Source organism: Actinocorallia aurantiaca (assembly GCF_039533685.1).
Classification (GTDB): Bacteria; Actinomycetota; Actinomycetes; order Streptosporangiales; family Streptosporangiaceae; genus Actinocorallia; species Actinocorallia aurantiaca.
The window spans coordinates 40,776-58,356 of the sequence record NZ_BAAATZ010000007.1 but is presented as its reverse complement, the minus strand read 5'-3'; the positions used below and the strand labels follow the sequence as shown (position 1 = coordinate 58,356).

At 69.7% G+C, this 17,581-nt stretch carries 17 protein-coding genes; 10 read left to right on the top strand and 7 right to left on the bottom strand.

Going from position 1 to position 17,581, the window contains the following annotated elements; translation table 11 throughout:
• Entirely contained in the window at window positions 1–1,635 is a 1,635-nt protein-coding gene (locus tag ABD327_RS10850; protein WP_344450166.1) for a DUF3237 family protein, read from the bottom strand.
• 63 nt (window positions 1,636–1,698) lie between these two features.
• Between ABD327_RS10850 and ABD327_RS10845 the strand changes: the two genes are divergently transcribed.
• From ABD327_RS10845 to ABD327_RS10835, 3 genes are read left to right on the top strand one after another with little or no spacing between them, the layout of a single operon-like run.
• The gene (locus tag ABD327_RS10845; protein ID WP_344450165.1) at window positions 1,699–2,199 is read left to right on the top strand and encodes a MarR family winged helix-turn-helix transcriptional regulator; all 501 of its coding nucleotides are present in this window, start codon (window positions 1,699–1,701) and stop codon (window positions 2,197–2,199) included.
• Between the two features lie 33 nt (window positions 2,200–2,232).
• Window positions 2,233–3,048: an SDR family NAD(P)-dependent oxidoreductase gene (locus ABD327_RS10840; protein ID WP_344450164.1), complete on the top strand. Its 816-nt coding sequence runs from the start codon at window positions 2,233–2,235 to the stop codon at window positions 3,046–3,048.
• Window positions 3,038–3,646, top strand: coding sequence for a TetR/AcrR family transcriptional regulator (locus ABD327_RS10835; protein WP_344450163.1), 609 nt, complete (start codon window positions 3,038–3,040; stop codon window positions 3,644–3,646). Before ABD327_RS10840 ends, ABD327_RS10835 begins: the two co-directional genes overlap by 11 nt.
• Window positions 3,647–3,652: 6 nt before the next feature.
• On the opposite strand, the gene ABD327_RS10830 is transcribed toward ABD327_RS10835, so the two are convergent.
• The gene (locus tag ABD327_RS10830; RefSeq protein WP_344450162.1) at window positions 3,653–4,240 is read right to left on the bottom strand and encodes a TetR/AcrR family transcriptional regulator; all 588 of its coding nucleotides are present in this window, start codon (window positions 4,238–4,240) and stop codon (window positions 3,653–3,655) included.
• Between the two features lie 103 nt (window positions 4,241–4,343).
• Between ABD327_RS10830 and ABD327_RS10825 the strand changes: the two genes are divergently transcribed.
• Together ABD327_RS10825 and ABD327_RS10820 are read left to right on the top strand one after the other, a co-directional pair.
• Complete coding sequence (locus ABD327_RS10825) at window positions 4,344–6,518, top strand: MFS transporter (RefSeq protein WP_486303497.1); 2,175 nt, start codon at window positions 4,344–4,346, stop codon at window positions 6,516–6,518.
• Complete coding sequence (locus ABD327_RS10820) at window positions 6,511–7,596, top strand: CU044_5270 family protein (protein ID WP_344450161.1); 1,086 nt, start codon at window positions 6,511–6,513, stop codon at window positions 7,594–7,596. The genes ABD327_RS10825 and ABD327_RS10820 overlap by 8 nt, the downstream gene beginning before the upstream one ends.
• A 72-nt stretch (window positions 7,597–7,668) precedes the next feature.
• Here the strand turns inward: ABD327_RS10820 and ABD327_RS10815 are convergent, their stop codons facing one another.
• On the bottom strand, window positions 7,669–8,256 hold the full coding sequence (locus ABD327_RS10815) for a TetR/AcrR family transcriptional regulator (RefSeq protein ID WP_344450160.1): 588 nt from the start codon (window positions 8,254–8,256) through the stop codon (window positions 7,669–7,671).
• Between the two features lie 124 nt (window positions 8,257–8,380).
• Here ABD327_RS10815 and ABD327_RS10810 point away from each other — a divergent pair, with 124 nt between their 5' ends.
• The gene (locus ABD327_RS10810) at window positions 8,381–9,919 is read left to right on the top strand and encodes an MDR family MFS transporter (protein WP_344450159.1); all 1,539 of its coding nucleotides are present in this window, start codon (window positions 8,381–8,383) and stop codon (window positions 9,917–9,919) included.
• 56 nt (window positions 9,920–9,975) lie between these two features.
• Here ABD327_RS10810 and ABD327_RS10805 read toward each other — a convergent pair whose 3' ends face one another.
• Both ABD327_RS10805 and ABD327_RS10800 read right to left on the bottom strand, forming a co-directional pair.
• Complete coding sequence (locus ABD327_RS10805; protein WP_344450158.1) at window positions 9,976–10,812, bottom strand: oxygenase MpaB family protein; 837 nt, start codon at window positions 10,810–10,812, stop codon at window positions 9,976–9,978.
• Window positions 10,809–11,684, bottom strand: a complete 876-nt coding sequence (locus tag ABD327_RS10800) for an oxygenase MpaB family protein (RefSeq protein ID WP_344450157.1) — start codon at window positions 11,682–11,684, stop codon at window positions 10,809–10,811. The genes ABD327_RS10805 and ABD327_RS10800 overlap by 4 nt, the downstream gene beginning before the upstream one ends.
• A gap of 470 nt (window positions 11,685–12,154) precedes the next feature.
• On the opposite strand from ABD327_RS10800, the gene ABD327_RS10795 reads away from it, so the two are divergent.
• The gene (locus tag ABD327_RS10795; protein WP_344450156.1) at window positions 12,155–12,628 is read left to right on the top strand and encodes an NUDIX hydrolase; all 474 of its coding nucleotides are present in this window, start codon (window positions 12,155–12,157) and stop codon (window positions 12,626–12,628) included.
• Between the two features lie 532 nt (window positions 12,629–13,160).
• Window positions 13,161–13,451, top strand: coding sequence for a hypothetical protein (locus ABD327_RS10790; RefSeq protein WP_344450155.1), 291 nt, complete (start codon window positions 13,161–13,163; stop codon window positions 13,449–13,451).
• A gap of 127 nt (window positions 13,452–13,578) precedes the next feature.
• On the opposite strand, the gene ABD327_RS10785 is transcribed toward ABD327_RS10790, so the two are convergent.
• Window positions 13,579–14,211: a hypothetical protein gene (locus ABD327_RS10785; RefSeq protein ID WP_344450154.1), complete on the bottom strand. Its 633-nt coding sequence runs from the start codon at window positions 14,209–14,211 to the stop codon at window positions 13,579–13,581.
• 123 nt (window positions 14,212–14,334) lie between these two features.
• On the bottom strand, window positions 14,335–15,717 hold the full coding sequence (gene pdxR / locus ABD327_RS10780) for a MocR-like pyridoxine biosynthesis transcription factor PdxR (RefSeq protein WP_344450153.1): 1,383 nt from the start codon (window positions 15,715–15,717) through the stop codon (window positions 14,335–14,337).
• A 46-nt stretch (window positions 15,718–15,763) separates the two neighbouring features.
• Between pdxR and ABD327_RS10775 the strand changes: the two genes are divergently transcribed.
• Window positions 15,764–16,969, top strand: coding sequence for an MFS transporter (locus tag ABD327_RS10775; RefSeq protein WP_344450152.1), 1,206 nt, complete (start codon window positions 15,764–15,766; stop codon window positions 16,967–16,969).
• Window positions 16,902–17,495 carry a dihydrofolate reductase family protein gene (locus ABD327_RS10770; protein WP_344450151.1) on the top strand — a complete coding sequence of 198 codons (594 nt, stop codon included), beginning with the start codon at window positions 16,902–16,904 and terminating at the stop codon, window positions 17,493–17,495. The genes ABD327_RS10775 and ABD327_RS10770 overlap by 68 nt, the downstream gene beginning before the upstream one ends.
• Window positions 17,496–17,581: the final 86 nt, after the last annotated feature.

The window sequence follows — 17,581 nt, the reverse complement described above, 5'->3', positions numbered from 1 at the left end:
TCAGCTCAGGGTGTAGGCGTCGTAGACGACGGCGTCGGCCTCCCGGCGGCCGGTGGCGACCGCGACGGTCCGGCCGAGCCACGCGTAGGCGGGGTCGGAGGTCTCGAATTTCAGCGTGAGCCGGAAGTAGTACTCCGACGGGTCGACCTGCTCGCCGCGCGCGAGCCGCTCCATCACCTCGGGCGGCCCGTGGCGGAAGCCCTGGGTCTGGAGGTAGATGAGGGCCCCGTCGTACGTCCGCAGGGTGTAGCGGGTGTCGATGGAGGCGGAGCCGTCGTCGTGGACGATCTGCCAGTCCGCGCCGCCGGGCAGAACGGTCCCGCTCAGCCGGGCGCCTTCGAAGCTCCCGCCGCTGATCTCGATGACGCGCCGGTCGCCCCACTGGGTGCGTCCGAAGTGCCGGATGGGAGCGAGCGTGACGCGGAACGTCGCGAGCGGGGCGAGGGCGGGCGCGTCCCGGTGCGCAGACCAGGACGCCCGCTCGTTGAGCAGCGCGGGGGCGAACCCGGCGAGCTTCTTGTACCGCAGCGAGATCTCCTCGCGTTCGGCGCGCGGAATGACCTTCTCGATGTCGTCGAACCCCTCGGGGGCGCGCTCGTGCGCGAGGGACAGCACCACCTCGGGCCCCTGCCCCCGGTTGGCGCGGACGATCGCGGTGGTGGCGGGCCGTCGCCGCTCCTCGTAGAACTCCAGCCCCTTGCCGGTGGCCAGCGCGTGCGCCAGGACCCGGGCGTCGATGATCGCCTGGGACGCGCCGTTGGACCCGATCGGGTACATCGGGTGCGCGGCGTCGCCGAGCAGCGTGACGTTCGCGCGGGTCCAGCGGGGCAGCGGGTCCCGGTCGACCATCGGGTACTCGTAGACGGCGTCGGCCGCGGCGATCAGCGAGGGCGCGTCGAGCCAGCCGAAGTCCCAGGAGGCGAAGTCGGCGGCGACCTTCGCGGGGTCGGTCCGCCGGTTCCAGTCCCCGGTGGCGACGGCCTGCTCGGTGGGACGCTCGGCGATCCAGTTGATCAGCACGCGGCCGTCGTCGTCCGGCCCGCTGATGGGGTAGGCGACGAACTTGCGGGAACCGTCGCCGGACATGACCATGCTCCGCCCGGTGAGGAACGGTTCGGCCCGGGTGACGCCGCGCCACAGGGTCAGCCCGTTCCAGATCGGCGGACCCTCGTCGGGGTGGAGGGCAGCGCGCACGCTCGAGCGGATGCCGTCCGCGCCGATGAGCAGGTCGGCGTCGTGCTCCGGTCCGGTGACGGGGACGCCGCAGCGCACGGCGTCGGGGCCGAGTCGCTCCCGGACGGCCTCCAGCAGCGTCATCTGCAGTTCGCCGCGGTGGACGGAGTACTGCGGCCACCGGTATCCGGCGGCCGTCCCGCGCTCCTCGGAGCCGATGATCTGGCCCTTGGCGTTGGCGTAGACGAGCTCGGCGATGGGGACGCCGAGCCGTGCCACCCGGTCGGCCAGGCCGAGTTCGGTGAGCTCGCGCACCGCGTGGGGGAGCAGGTTGATCCCGACGCCGACGGGCCGGAGTTCGGCGACCGCCTCGTGCACGCTCACCTGGGAGAACCCGGCGGCGTGCAGGCTCAGTGCGGTGGTGAGTCCGCCGATCCCCGCTCCTGCGATGATGACGCGCATCAGTGGCCTCTCACTACTTTGTTATGGCCGTAACAATATGGACCCGCCCGCTGGGGGAGCGCAATGGAGGAGTACGAGGAACTGGCCCGCCGGAGCATCCCGGACCGGGACCCCGGCGCAGACGTGGAGGCGTTCTCCCTGGCCTACAACCTGCTGCACGTGGCCTACCTGCTCATCAGCGACCTGGAGTCGGCGATCCACCGGCCGCGCGGCCTGACGCTGCCCGGCTTCCGGCTGATGTTCAAACTCTGGCTGCTGGGCCCGACGATGCCCGCCCGGTTGGCCGAGCTCTCCGCGATGAGCCGCTCGGCCGTCACCAACGCCCTGCACACGCTGGAGCGCGCCGGGCTGGTGGAGCGCCGTCCGTCCCCGACGGACAGGCGGGCCGTCACGGCGGAGCTCACCGGCAGGGGTGAGGAGGTGGTGCGGGAGGTCTTCGAGATCCAGGCCGCCCGGGAGCAGGAGTGGTTCGCCGACTTGGACGAGGCCGAGCGCGCCGGGCTGACCGCGCTGCTGCGGCGCCTGACGGCGAACCGCCCTCAGAATATTAGAGAGCCTCTCTAGAGAACCTCTCTGGAAACGGCTACCTTCGTCGTCATGACGGAACAGGGAGTCGTGGTCATCACGGGCGGGAACCGGGGCATCGGCCTGGCCACCGCGGAGATACTGGTCGCCGGGGGAGCGAAGGTCGCCCTGGTGGCGCGGAGCCGGGAGCAGGGAGAGGCCGCCGCGGCCCGGCTGGGGGAGAACGCCGAACTCGTGGTCGGCGACCTCGCCGACCGCGCCGGCGTCGCCGCACTGGCCGGAGAGCTGAAAGAACGTTTCCCCGACCTGCGCACGCTGGTGCACAACGCGGGGATCTGGCCGTCCGAACGCGTCCTCAACGCGGACGGTTTCGAGCAGGCCTTCTTCACCAACCACCTGGCGCCGTTCCTGCTCAACCACCTGCTGGAGGACCGGTTCAGGGCGTGCGGCTCGACGGTCGTCCAGGTCAGCGCGGGCCTGTACGTCAAGGGCAGGGTCGACCCGGACCGCACGCCCACCGGCCGGGACTTCCACGCCATCCGCACCTACGCGGACACCAAGCTGGCCAACCTCATGATGCTCCCGCTGTTCGCCGAACGCTGGAAGGATGCGGGGGTGACCGTCAACGCACTGCACCCCGGAGTGATCCGGACGGGCCTGGGCGACCGGCGCGGCCCTGTCGGCCTGCTGCTCAAGCTCGTCAAGCGCACCTGGCAGCCGCCCGAGGCGGGCGGACGCCCCGTCGCGCGCCTGGTCACCGACGTCCCCGCGACGTCCGGCGCCTACTTCGAGGTGGACGAGGAGACCCCGCTGGCCCCCGTGGCACTGGACGACTCCCTGGCCCGGCGGCTGTGGGCCGACGCGTCGGCGGCGCTGGATGTCGCCTAGGCACCGCACCACGGCGGAGACGGTGGAGCGGCTGCTGGACACCGCGCTGGCCGTCTACGCCCGCGACGGCCGCGAGGGCTTCACGATGAGCGCGGTCATCAAGGAGAGCGGTGTCAGCAGCGGCAGCCTCTACCACCACTTCGGCAGTTTCGACGGTCTGGCCGCGACCCTCTACACCCGGTGCATGACGGCCCTGCTGGAGTCCATGGTCACCGCGATCGAACCCTGTACGGGCGCCCGCGAGGGCGTCGAGGCCGCGGCCCGCGCCTATCTGGACTTCGCGGCGGGGCACCGCGCGGAGGCGGAGTTCATCCACGCCTCCGCCTACGCGGCGTTCCTGCCCGCCCACGCCCCCTCCATCGCGGAGGCCAAGGGCCCGCTCCTGGCGCGCATGATGGCCTGGATACGCCCGCACATCGCCTCGGGTGAGGTCGTCGACCTGTCCCCGGTCCTGCTGGAGATGCTCCTCGTCGGTCCCGTGGCCGAGACGACCCGGCGCTGGCTGGCCGGCGCCCCGGGCCTGGATCTGGCCGAGGCCTCGGCGCGGCTGCCCGAGCGGATCTGGTGTTCGCTGAGCCTCAGGGGCGGGGCCGTCTGACCGGCGTCACACGGTGACCGGCCGGCCCAGTTCGTCGACCGCGGCGAGGGTGAGGTCCTTCAGGCTCCGGTCCTCGTCCTCCTCCAGCCACAGGAGGTTGGCGACCCGCACGGCGCCGCAGTAGGCGGCGGCGAGCACGTGGGGACGCAGGCCGTGGTCGCCGTCGCGTTCGGCGATCGCCTGGGCCAGGTCGCGTTCCAGCGGGTCCATCGTGGCCATCCGGCGGGCCAGCAGGGAGGGGTGGCGGCGGGAGAGCCTGCTGCGCACCACCCATTCGCGGTCGGGTTCGCCGACCGCGTCGAACAGCTCCCTGGTGCCCTCGCGCAGGGCCTGCCACCCCGTCTCCCCGGCGGGGCGGGCCCGGACCGCCGCGGTGAGACTGCGGAAGCGCTGCTCCTCGCCGTACATGACGGCGTCCGCCTTGTCGGCGAAGTAGTTGAAGAACGTGCGCCGGGAGATGTTCGCCACATCGGCGATGGCCTCGACCGTGACGTGGTCGAAGCCGTGCTCGACGACGAGGCTGAGCGCGGCCCGGTGGACGGCCTGCCGCGTCGCGGCTTTCTTGCGTTCGCGCAGCCCCAATGTGGTGGTCATGTTCGTCAGTTTATGCGGAATCCGACATTACTGCCCAATGCGCAAAGTTGCCCGGAGTGCAGGTAGCCTCGGTTTGTTATTTGGGCAAAACGGGAGGAATCGGGTGGCAAAGACCGCAACCGAGCAGGCGGATCACCGGCAGATCATGAGAGTGCTGACCGGTCTGCTCACCGTCCTGGGCGTGACGATGATGAGCAGCACCATCGTCTCGGTGGCGCTTCCGCAGATCATCGGCTCGCTCAAGGGTACGCAGTCCCAGTACACCTGGGTCGTCACCGCGATGCTGCTCACCTCGACCGCCTCCACCCCGCTGTGGGGCAGGCTCGCGGACCTGTTCGACAAGAAGACGCTGCTCCAGGCCGGCATCGGGATCTTCCTGCTGGCGTCGCTGGGCGCGGGATTCGCCCAGAGCACCGAGCAGCTCATCGCCTTCCGCGCGGTGCAGGGCCTGGGCATGGGCGCGCTCCAGGTGCTGGTCCAGGTGGTGATCGCCGCGATGATCTCGCCGAAGGAGCGCGGCCGTTACAACGGCTACCTGGGCGGCGTCATGGCGGTGGCCACGGTCGGCGGGCCCCTGCTCGGCGGGGCCATCACCGAGGTGATGGACTGGCGCTGGTGCTTCTTCCTCCCGCTGCCCTTCATGGTGCTCGCCTCCTTCACGCTGCAGAAGACCCTGCACCTGAAGCACGTCCGGCGCGACGACGTGAAGATCGACTACGCGGGCGCGACGCTGATCGCCGCCGGAGTCAGCGTTCTGCTCGTCTGGATCACCTTCGTCGGCGACGCCTTCGCGTGGGCGTCGTGGCAGACCGGGGCGATGGTCGGCGCCAGCGTCGTGCTGCTGGGCCTCGCGGTGCTGGTGGAGACCAAGGCCGCTCAGCCGGTCGTTCCGGTTCACATCGTCAGGCAGCGCATTCCCGCTCTGGCGATCATCGGCAGCGCCGCGGTGGGCATGGCGATGTTCGGCGGGTCGGTCTTCCTCGGCCAGTACTTCCAGATCGGGCGCGGCTACTCGCCGACCCAGGCCGGTCTCCTCACCATCCCGATGATGGCCGGAGTGCTGTTCTCCTCGGCCATCTCCGGACGGATCATCTCCCGCACCGGCAACGTCAGGCCGCACCTCATCACCGGCCTCGCCGTGCTCACCCTCGGCTTCTTCGCCATGTCGACCATCGACCACGAGACCTCGCTGGTGTTCGTCGGCGCGGCGATGCTGGCGATCGGCACCGGAGTCGGCATGTCGATGCAGAACCTCGTCCTGGTCGTCCAGAACGGCGTGTCCATGAAGGACATGGGCGCGGCCAGCGGCGCGGTGGCGTTCTTCCGCTCGCTGGGCGGCACCATCGGAGTCTCGGTCCTGGGCGCGATCCTGGCTTCCCGGGTCGCCACCTCGATCAAGGAGGGCTTCACCGAGGCGGGCGTGCCGGTCAGCGACTCCCAGGGCGGGAGCCTGGACGTGGCGTCGATCCCCGAGCCGCTGCAGGTCATCGTCCGCGCCGCCTACGGGGACGGCACCGGCCACATCTTCCTGGTCTCGACCGGGATCGCCCTCGTCGGCCTGGTCGCGGTGCTCTTCCTCAAGCCGCCGCGGCTGCGCGACAGCGTCGAGCTGAACGAGTCCCTCGCCGTGTCGGAGACCTCCGGCACCGCCGCGATGGACATGATCGAGACCGCCGACGTCCGGGAGGACCCCGCCGTTCCCGTCGGCCTGTCCGCCGAGGCGGTCGAGACGAGCGGCCTGAGCGACGCCGAGGTGATCGAGAGGTCGCTGCGCGAGCCCCAGCTGTTCGCGGAGATCCTCGACCGGTACTACCCGCGGATCCGCGAGTTCGCCGAGTCCTGGCTGGGCGAGGACGCCGCGGCGTCGGTCGCGACCGACACGTTCCTCACGGCGTTCGACCGGCGGGGCAGGTACGACCCCGACGGGCCCGCGGGGGTCTGGCTGTTCGCCATCGCGACGAAGAAGATCAGGAAGCACTGGCAGGAGGACCGGAAGCCCGCCGGCGGCGGGCGGCATGCCGGCGGGAAGACCGCCGGAGCCCGCGCCGCCCAGGTCGGCATGGAGGACCGGCAGGAGGCGACGCTGACCGTCAGGCTGGCGGAGATGTCGCCGGGAGCCAGGGACGTCCTGCTCCTCGCCGCCTGCGCGGACCTCGGCCCGGACCGGGTCGCGGCCGAGCTCGACCTCCCCGTCACGGCGGTGGAGTCGCGGCTGGCCCGAGCCCGGGACCGGTTCAGGGAATCACTGCTCGAACAGGAGGGGGTCGACCATGGCTGAGCCCGGGTCGAAGGAGAACGACAAGGGCCAGGCCGAGGCGCGGGCGCGGCTCCTGGAGCACGCCGGAACGGCGCGCCGCCGAGGGTTCCGTCCGGGCCGCGCGGGATGGGCGGGCGTCGGTGCGGTGTGCGTGGCGGCGGCCGTCGCGCTCACCCTGGTCATCGGGACCGGAGACGACGACGGCGGCGACGACGCCGCCCGGGTCGCGCAGCCTCAGCGGACGGCGAACGCGGCCCTGCTGGCCGCCGCGGACGCCACGGAGCGCCGGTCCGCGGAGGCCGGCCGGTACCTGCACACGACCTCCCGCGAGAGCAGGCTGATGAGCGCCGGAACCCGGGCTCCGTCCTTCCTGGTCGTCAGGAAGCGGCTGGCCGACCGGTGGCAGGCGGCCGACCCCTCCAGCGACGGGAACCGGGTGTGGATCAAACGTCTCGGCATCCGCCCGCAGACCGCCGCCGACAGGAAGGCGTGGAAGGCCGCGGGTTCGCCCGCCGCGGTCGCCGCTCTGTCCCCGGACGGAACGCCGCGGGTCGTGCTGAAGGGCGTCGGCACGTGGCAGAGGAGCGGGACCGCGGAGGGGGCGACCGGCAAGGCCGGCACCCTGGGCGGCCGGAACGTCACCGCGGACCAGCTGAACGCCCTGCCCACCGACACGTCAGGGCTCCGGACGGCGCTGATGGCGCGGTACGAGGGCGAGTCCGGGGCCGAGCAGAACCAGTGGCTGTTCGCCGTGACCCGTGACCTCCTGGACGGCTCCCTCCCCGTCCACCCGGACGTGCAGGCCGCCGCCTACCGGATGCTCGCCGAGCTGGAGGGCGTCGAGCTGCTCGGCCCCGTCCAGGACCCGGACGGGCGCCGGGGCACGGGGATCGCCCTCGACGAGACGGGCGGCGAGTTCGGCTCCGTCCGGCACACCCTGATCATCGACGGGGAGACGGGACGGCTGCTGTCGGCCGACGAGGTCCTGCTGGAGCCCGCACAGGCCTACGCGGGGATCCCGGCGGGCACCGTCCGCACCTCCACGGTGTACGAGAGCCAGGAGTGGACCGACGAGAGGCCGGCCGCACCGAGATCCTGAGCGCGGTGACCGGCGACGGGCCGGACGACATCCTTCGCGGATGGCGTCCGGCCCGTTTCTGTTTCCGGCGGTTCAGTCCTCGAAGGAGCGGCCCAGCTCGTCGAGCGCGGCCATGGTGCTCTCGGCCAGGCCGCGGTTCTGGTCCTCTTCGAGCCAGACGACGGTGGCGATCCGCAGGGTGGTGAGGTAGGCCCCGGCCAGGACGCGGGGACGCAGGCCGTGGTCGCCGTCGCGTTCGGCGATCGCCTGGGCCAGCTCCCGCTCGAGCGCGCCCAGCCCGGCCAGCTGGCGGGCGAGCAGGGAGGGGTGGCGGCGGGCGAGCCTGATGCGCAGGGACCAGTCGCGGTCGGGTTCGCCGAGCTCGCCGTAGATCTCTTCGGCCACCCGGTACAGGGCGGGCCAGGAGGACTCCCCGGCGGGGCGGGCCCGGAACTTGGCGAGGATCAGCTGGTGCCGCTGCTCCTCGCCGTACATGACGGCGTCCGCCTTGTCGGCGAAGTAGTTGAAGAACGTGCGCCGGGAGATGTTCGCCGCGTCGGCGATGGCCTCCACGGTGACGTGGTCGAAGCCGTGTTCGGCGACGAGGCGCAGGGCCGCCTTGTACACGGCCTGGCGGGTCTCGGCCTTCTTGCGCTCGCGCAGCCCCGGCGTGGTGGTCATGAGGTGGATCATACTGCCCCAGGGGAATAAATGCCCAACGTGCAAACTTGCCCTGAGTGTAGTTAAATTGGTCTGTTCCACACGCAACGGGAGGAAGACAGTGACGGACCCAGCATCACCGGGGATGAGCCACAAAGAGATCATGAAGGCCCTCAGCGGCCTTCTCATCGTCATGGCCGTGACGATGATGAGCAGCACCATCGTCTCGGTGGCGCTCCCGCAGATCATCGGCTCCCTCAAAGGCACGCAGTCGCAGTACACCTGGGTCGTCACCGCGATGCTGCTCACCTCCACCGTCAGCACGCCGCTGTGGGGCAGGCTCGCCGACCTCTTCGACAAGAAGCTCCTGCTCCAGGTCGGCATCGGCATCTTCCTGCTGGCGTCGCTGGGCGCCGGCTTCTCCCAGAACACCGAGCAGCTCATCGTCTGGCGCGCGGTGCAGGGCCTCGGCCTGGGCGCGGCCCAGGTGCTGGTCCAGGTGGTGATCGCCGCGATGATCTCGCCGAAGGAGCGCGGCAAGTACAACGGCTACCTGGGCGCGGTCATGGGACTGTCCACGGTCGCGGGCCCGTTGCTGGGCGGCGTCATCACCGAGGCGATGGACTGGCGCTGGTGCTTCTTCCTGCCCATCCCGTTCGCGGTGTTCGCGGCCTTCATGCTGCAGAAGACCCTGCACCTGAAGCACGTCCGGCGTGACGACGTGAAGATCGACTACGCGGGCGCGACGCTGATCGCGGCCGGAGTCAGCGTCCTGCTCGTCTGGATCACCTTCGTCGGTGACGCCTTCGCCTGGGCGTCGTGGCAGACCGGGGCGATGGTCGGTGCCAGCGCCGTGCTGCTGGGCCTGTCCGTCCGGGTGGAGACCAAGGCCGCTCAGCCGGTCGTGCCCGTGCACATCGTCAAGCAGCGCACTCCCGCTCTGGCGATCATCGGCAGCGCCGCGGTCGGCATGGCGATGTTCGGCGGAACGGTCTTCCTCGGCCAGTACTTCCAGATCGGCCGCGGCTACTCGCCGACCCAGGCCGGCCTGCTCACCATCCCGATGATGCTGGGCATGATGATCTCCGCGACGGTCTCCGGGCGGATCATCTCCAACACCGGCAAGGTCAGGCCGTTCATCATCGCCGGCCTGGTCTCCCTCGCCGCCGGCTTCGCGCTCATGTCGACCATCGACCACGAGACGTCGCTGGTGCTCATCAGCGGCGCGATGATGCTGGTCGGCGCCGGAGTCGGCATGTCGATGCAGAACATGGTCCTCGCCCTCCAGAACGGCGTGTCCATGAAGGACATGGGCGCGGCCAGCGGCGCGGTGGCGTTCTTCCGCTCGCTGGGCGGCACCATCGGCGTCTCGGTCCTCGGCGCGATCCTGGCCTCCGAGGTGGCGTCCTCGATCAAGGAGGGCTTCACCAAGGCCGGGGTTCCCGTCAGCGACTCCCAGGGCGGAAGCCTGGACGTGGCGTCGATCCCCGAGCCGCTGCAGGTCATCGTCCGCGCCGCCTACGCCGACGGCACCGGCCACATCTTCCTGGTCTCCACCGGGATCGCCCTCGTCGGCCTGGTCGCCGTGCTCTTCCTCAAGCCGAAGAGCCTGCGCGACACCATCGACCTGCCGGAGCCTCCCGTCGCGGAGGAGAAGAAGGAGAAGGAGCTCTCCGCCTCCTGAGCCCCTCGCGTGTCACGGGCCGGCGCCGTCTTCGGACGGTTCCGGCCCGTTCGCCGTCAGGGTGCCGACTCCATCGCCTTCGCGGCCGTCGGCGCGGTCCGCAGCCGGGATGGCAGTCCCCGGTCCAGGACGCGCATGACCCCGGTGAACGCCTGGAACCCCAGGGCGCGCCCCGACGACCAGGGCAGCCCGAACCGCTCCCGTAGCACCGGGGGCAGCGCGGCCTGGGAGGACCGGCGCATGAGGACGGCCAGGGGCGCGGCGATCGCGAGCCAGGCCGCGGACGGCAGCCGCCAGTCCGGCGGAGGCGGCAGCGGCCTGCGGTCGAGCTCGATGATCAGCCTGACGGTGTCGTTGAACTCCAGCCGCTCGGCGACCATCCGGTCGAAGTAGACGGCGAACGCCTCCGGATCCGCCGGGACATGACGGTCCGGGACACCCAGGGCCAGGGCGAGGTCGCGCCACTCGGCGAACAGCCGCCGCTCCTCGGACGGGCTGAGCGGCCTGGCGAAGAGCCGCTGCGTCTGCACGATCCCGTGGTAGAGCGTCGCGTGCACCCACAGATAGGCCTCGGGCTCGAGCGCGTGGTACCGCCGGCCCTCGGAGTCGACGCCCTTGATCCCCTTGTGCATCTCCCGCAGCCGGGCCGCCTCCAGCCTGCCGCTCTCCTCGCCGTTGAAGCCGAGGAAGGAGTGGGCGGACTTGACCGTCCGGATCAGGCGCCCCCAGCGGTCCTCGAGGAACTCGGAGTGGTCGGCGACACCCGCGCCGACCACCGGATGGGCGACCTGGAGCATCAGCACCGCCCGGCTGGTGAGGACCGCCCGCCAGTCGGCCCCGTACCGCCAGGTCATCGAGCCGCGCCCGGGAATGGCCCCGGCGGGCGCCTTCATCCGGCCTTCCTGTTCTCGGCGGCGGGGGCTTCCCCGGTCTCGACCTTGAGGACGGGAGCCGAACGCCGTGAGGCGGGACGCTGGTACTTGCCCCACCGGAACCGCCGGGCGAACGGAACCGCGAGTTCGACGGGCAGCTTGAGCAGCGGATCCGGAACCAGCCTCGTCCCCGTCCTGGTCAGCTTCATGATGAGGACGAACGTACGCTGCCGCGCGGGAGTCCAGGGCAGCCCGTACTGCTCGCGGATCGGCTCGGGCAGCAGCCCGGTCGTCACGATGCGGAAGACGAGCATCACCGGGTAGAGCAGCACGCGCAGCAACTCGGGATGCATGACGGCCTGAGCCTGCTCGCGACCGTGCTGACTGATCTCCAGCGTCTCGACCATGCGCGCCCAGTACTCGTCGAACTCTTTCGCGTCGGCGGGCAGCGCCTCCCGCGGCGCGCCGAGCAGTTCGGCGAGTTGGGCGTTCTGCCGGTAGTACTCCTCGGCCCGCTCGGGCGAGAGCGGCCTGTGCATGTACTCGTACAGCTCTTTGGAGACCTGGAAGAGCGTGGCCTGCACCCACAGCAGAAGGTCCGCGTCGTGCGCGGAGTAGTTCTCGCCATGGACGGGATCGTGGGCGCGCATCGCCGACCAGGCCACCCGGTGCCCCTCGTCCTTGGTGCCGAAGACGGCCATCGACAGGAAGTCCAGGGTGGCGAACAGCCGGGGGAACGGACTCGCCTGGAACCCGCTGTGCTCGGCCACCCCCTGCGCCACCTTCGGATGCGCGAGCTGCAGCAGCAGCGCGGGCCCCCCGCCGAGGATCGTGTACGGCTCGGAGCCGATGTCCCGGATCGCACTGCGATCGTCGAAGAGCCCGGGTTTCATGAGCCGTCCCCTTCCAGGCAAGCCTTCGCTGTGCCTGGGATGCTACTCAACAAGGGCGTCGGTAGTAAGGGGTTACTTATGTTTTGAGGTGCGCATCTCAGAGGGTGAAAGCGCACTCGAGAAGTGATCCTTTTACCGGACGGTCTTGTCGGAACCTGAACGTGATGATCGAATCCTGGAACAGAGGAGCTGAAACGTCGCACGGTGGGTATATCTCGGTCCACCGGGACAAGGGCAGGTGAAGGATGATGACCCCGGGCCGGCAACGGCGAATCCTGGCCGACATGACGGAACGCCTGACCGAAGAAGACCCCCAACTCGTCGCCCGCTTCATGATCTTCGCCCGGCTCGCCGAAGAGGACGGCCCCGTCCCGCCCGAGCCCGCCTGACCCTGACCCGTGTCGGCGGCCGGACACGGCTGTCATCGAAGCGAGGGACCGGTAGGTGGCATGAATCCGGATGGGGTGCAGATGACTGCTTCTGGTTATATCGCCGAGCTCCGGGCGCTGGTCGGGACGCGGCCGTTGATACTTCCGGGGAGCTCCGTCGTGATCGTGGACGAGTCCGGCCGACTCCTGCTGATGGAGCGGGCCGATACCGGCGGGTGGGGTCTGCCCGGAGGGTTCATGGAGCCGGGGGAGTCGTTCGAAGACGCCGCCCGCCGCGAAGTACGAGAAGAAATCGGGATCGAGGTCGCCGACCTCTCCCTGCTGGGCGTGTTCTCAGGTCCGGAGTACTACTACCGCTATCCCAACGGCGACGAGGTCTTCAACGTCACGGCCGCGTTCCTGGCCCGGGCATCGACCGACGCGGTCTTCCGGCCCGACCCCGGAGAAGTGCTGTCCCTCCGGTTCTTCGACTTCGAGCGCCTGCCACCGGATGTCCTCATCCCGGAGCAGCTGATCGTCAGTACCTATGCCGCCATGCGAGGGCAGCCCCGATGACCGACGGCGATTTCAGAAATCCTCTGCACGGGTCATCGAGTCGGGTGCGGTTGCCGAGGTCTTGGTAGGCCACGCCTCTTGACCAGCATGGCTCTGGCCTTGGTCTGGCCAGAGGTCGGCCCGGTAGGTGGTCTCCTCCTGCGAATCGACAGCGGAATCCGGAACCTGCGAGCGTTCCGCGTTCGCGGCGCCACGGTGTCTTCCTCGCCCGGACCGTGTCTCTCGCCCTGACCGGGCTGGTCCTGTGCGGCACGCTCGTCGCGGCGGCGGACAAGAGGTGGTCGGCGTCGTGCACTGGATCATGATTCACCTCGGCGCCGATCATGTTCAACGATTTGACCAGAGGGCCCTTCTCCTGGGGCTCCGCCGAGCCCTCGCCGGCCAGCGAGGCGCAAGGGCGGAGCCTGATGACGACTCGCGCAGGTTCGGGTTCGTGGCATCGGCCAGGCAATCGCACCGAGGCCTATGCCCAGAGAATGTCAGCAAGGCGATGCATCATGGCGATACGGCTACTTTTCGCTGAAGGAGATCCATGGACTCCACGCGCATGGCCCTCGCCACCATCGCCGCCTTGGCCCGCAACGCCTACGGCCCTGACGACCGCATGCAGGTCCGCTCATCCGGCGTCATCCACGACATCGCCCTCACCCGCTGGCTCGCCGGTGAACTCCTTCCCGGGCCCGCCTGCATGGTCGGCGTCAGCGGGTGGGACCCGTACGCCGCCCATCCCGTCCAAGGCGCCGTCACCTGCCTGCGGTGCCTGCGGCTCAAGACACCCGCCCCATCCGGCGTCGAGCAGCTCGAACTGTTCGAGGTCGCCTGAACCCATCCCGGATCACCCGGTCGGCAGCGGTCTTCGGACCGGGTATCCGCGCATCGCTCCCAAGGTGCTGAAGCCGCAGCTCGCCCGTGAGCACGAGTACCGGATGGAGCAGGTCCGCCCGGCGGCCTCAGAGAGTCGTGCGGAGTGGAACAGACGACAGTTCTTCGGCGAGCTGGTCGACGGCGGCGGCCAGTTCTGGCAGGACGAACGCCGACCGACGGTAGTCGGCTACGGCATCGACCAGACGCCGCGCGGCGGCAATCAACTGGGGCAGGTAATCTGCACTGCCCTCCTCCTCTTTCCATATGTCCAGCATCGCCCTCACCGGTCGCCCCACGGCGGCTACCAGATCCTCGTCCGTGGTCTCGATGGCATCGTGCCCGACGTAGGACAACTCCTCCACCGCGTCGAACAGTCCACCGTATGCGGCACTGAACTTGACTTCGATATTCACCTCCTCCAGAAAGACCGGGTCGGGCAGGACATTCGGTATACGCCGGACCTGAGCACCATGAACGCCTTCCGGGCCGGTCCTGGCGGCCGCGTCGGGGGCGTCGGCGGGAAGCTCCACCAGGCAAGACACCCCATCCGCTGTCATCTGTTCGGCTTCAAGGATCTCCAGAGGGGCTGGGATGGGCGGGACATTCGAGATGCGCCGAACACCCTCGGCTTCCACTATCTCCGAGCAGCCCTCGTCCGGGTTCGTGCGAAGGACCCAGATCTCGCGTCGTACCAGGATCTTGTGGTGGTCGTATGGCACGTGGCGATCTCCTGCCTCTCCTGCGAAGCAGGAGCAGTGCTACGACCGGTTGAGAGCAGGCTGCTCTTCGTCGAGATTTTGGCTTTGGTCTTCGTCAAAACCCGAGCCGACCATAGAAGGAACTCATCCACCGATCAAGTCGGCGACAGCGGCGACACCCTCAGAAATGGCATCAGGGGTCACATTCCCAAACCCGAGAACAAGCTGGGAGCGACCGCCCCGAACTCGATAAGGACCGATACCGTACAAGCCGACCCCTCGGTCCAAAGCCGTATCGACGACGGACTGCTCGTCTACTCCGGCGGGCAATGGAACAACGGCATGAAATCCAGCGGCAAGACCGAGAAGTTCCACTCCGGGCGCATAGCGTGCCAAGGCGCCCACGAGAGCCGCACGACGAGCCGCATACCGCTGCCGCATCTGACGAAGGTGCCGGTCGTACTGCCCGGTCTGGATGAGGCTCGCCAGAGCCAGCTGGTCGAGGACCGGAGAACCCCGGTCCGCAAGCCGCTTGTTCTGCGCGACCGCCGCGGACAGCCGGGGCGGAGCGATGATCCAGCCCAACCGCAACGCCGGCGAAAGCGACTTGCTCACCGAGCCCAGGAGCGCGACCCGATCAGGAGCAAGCCCTTGCAGTGCGCCGACGGGCTCCCGGTCGTACCGGAACTCCGCGTCGTAGTCGTCCTCGATGATCGTCGCGTCACGGGAGGCCGCCCAGGTGATCAGAGCCTGCCGCCGGTCGGGCGCAAGGACCACGCCGGTCGGTGACTGATGCGCAGGCGTGAGAACCACGGCACGCGCATCGGTGGCGGCCAGGACGCCGACGTCTATGCCGTGTTCGTCCACCGGAACGGGGACCACCTTCAGCCCGAGCATGCCCGCGATCGCGCGATGGTCCGGGTCGCCGGGATCCTCGAAAGCCACGGTCCGTACATCGTCCAAGGAGCGCAGGACCAGCTGCAGACCCTGCGCGTAGCCCGCGCTGATGATCGTGTGAGCCGGGTCGGTGGCGGCGCCCCTGACCCGTCGCAGATAGGCGGCGAGGACCTCGCGAAGTGCCGGACTGCCGTGCGGAGACGGATAGCCGAGCTCCTTATGGGAAGCCTCCTGGCAGGCCCGGCGAAGAGCTCGGCTCCACTGGTCGCGGGGGAAGCTCGCCAGGTCGGGGATGCCGGGACGGAAGTTGATGCGGATCGAGGGCGGCTCTGTCGGCCGAGCGGGAGCCGTCGGGGACGCGTGCCCGGTGGCGGCGACCCGGGTACCGGAGCCGGGTCGGGTGACCAGGTAGCCCTCGGCTTGGAGCTGCGCATAAGACTCGGTGACCAGACCGCGCGAGATGCCGAGCGCGCGGGCCAGCGCACGGGACGAGGGCAGCTGTTCGCCCGCGGTCAGTCGGCCGGTGCGGATGCCTTCGCGCAGAGCCAGTTCGAGCTGTACGCGCAGCGGTCTGCCCCGGTCCAGCGGAACGAGCAGTTCAGGACCTGAACCGGTCCACTCAACAGGCATCGAACTGGACCTCCTTTCCGAACCGGTTGGATCCTAGGCTCATGGCATGACCACTGACGAGGTGCCACGGCAGCGGATCGTCACCCGCCCGACGGCCATGCTCCTCATCACCTCCGTCGGTGCCATGTCGGCCTTCTACCTGCTGATGCCCGTCGTCCCGCTGTACGCGGCGGACACGGGTGCGGACGGCGTCGGCGCGGGTCTGGCCACCGGCGCCCTGATGCTCGGGACGGTGCTCGCCGAGTTCGCGGTCGCCCGGCTGCTGGCCGGGCTCGGCTATCGCACGGTCGTCGGGCTGGGCCTGCTGCTCCTCGGGGTGCCCGCTCTCCTGCTCGCGGCCAGTCCACCGTTCACCGTCGTCCTGGCCGTGTGCCTGTTCAGGGGCGCGGGACTGGGAATCGTGGTCGTGTGCGGCGCTGCGCTGATCGGTGACCTCGTCCCGGCTGAGCGCAGAGGCGAAGGACTGGGCCTGTACGGCCTCGCGGTCGGAGTTCCGTCGATCGCCTGCCTGCCGGCCGGGCTCTGGCTGCAGGAGCGGTTCGGCTTCGCACCCGTGTTCCTCCTCGGCGCGGGGCTGGTCCTGGTCGTGCTGGCCGCGGTCACCGGCCTGCCCGCCAGGAGCACACGGCAGGAACAGCACGGCAGCATCCTCGCGGCCCTCCGTGACACCGATCTGGCCAGGCCTGCGTTCATCTTCGCCACCATCGCGATGGCAGGCGGAATCCTGCTGACCTTCCTGCCGCTGGCGGCAGGGTCGGCCGCGACGGCCCTGCTCGTGCAGTCCTGCGCGACTCCCCTGGCCCGCTGGTGCGCGGGCTGGTTCGGGGACAGGTACGACCAGGGCGGTCTCCTCCTGCCGTCAGTCCTCTCGGCCGCCGTCGGCACCGCCCTGATGGTCTTCGTCCCGCACCAGGGGGCCCTGCTCGCCGGAATGGTCCTGTTCGGACTCGGTTTCGGCGCAGCCCAGAACGTCACGCTGTCGCTGATGTTCGCGCGGGCCTCCCGCGCGAACTTCGGCCAGGTCAGCGTCGTGTGGAACCTCGCCTACGACGCCGGGATCGGGATCGGCGCCATCGGATTCGGGCTGCTGGTCCACCCGCTCGGCTACCCGACGGCCTTCGCGCTCACGGCCGCCGTCCTGTTCGTCTCACTCATCCCCGCCATCAAAGACAGGAGAAAATCTGATGACGGTCATCATGCACTCCTCGGTTTCGCTGGACGGCTTCAGCGCAGGCCCCCGGATCAGCCTTGACCACCCGCTGGGCGAGGGCGGCGAGCGCCTCCACACCTGGATGCCGGACGAGCCCGAACTGACGGCCGCGCTGTCCGAGGAGTCCGGCGCGACGATCATCGGCCGACGCATGTACGACGTCGGGGTGGACCTGTGGAAGGACGTTCCCTTCCCCGGCCGCTGCTTTGTGCTCACCCACGAGGTCCGCGCGGATCGGGAGATGCGGAGCGGCTCGTTCACCTTCGTCGACGACGGCCCGCAAAGCGCGCTCGACCAAGCCCGGGCCGCCGCCGGAGACAAGACCGTCGTCGTGCTCGGCGGCGCCGAGGTCTGCCAGCAGTTCCTCAGGGCCGGCCTGATCGACGAGATCCGGCTCCAGCTGGTGCCGGTCCTGTTCGGTGCGGGGACCAGGCTGCTCGACAACCTGGACCCCCGCCAGATCGAACTGCAGCCGCTCGACACGATCACCTCAGAGAACAAAGACGTCACCCATCTCCGCTACCGGGTCATCCGGAGCACTTCCCAAGGCTCGCGGTGCATCCGGTAGCAACTGAGGTCGCCCCTGCTTTACGGACTCGCTGGTGAGGAGACCGCGGGCGAACTGCTCGCGGAGATGCGGCAGACCGTCGACGA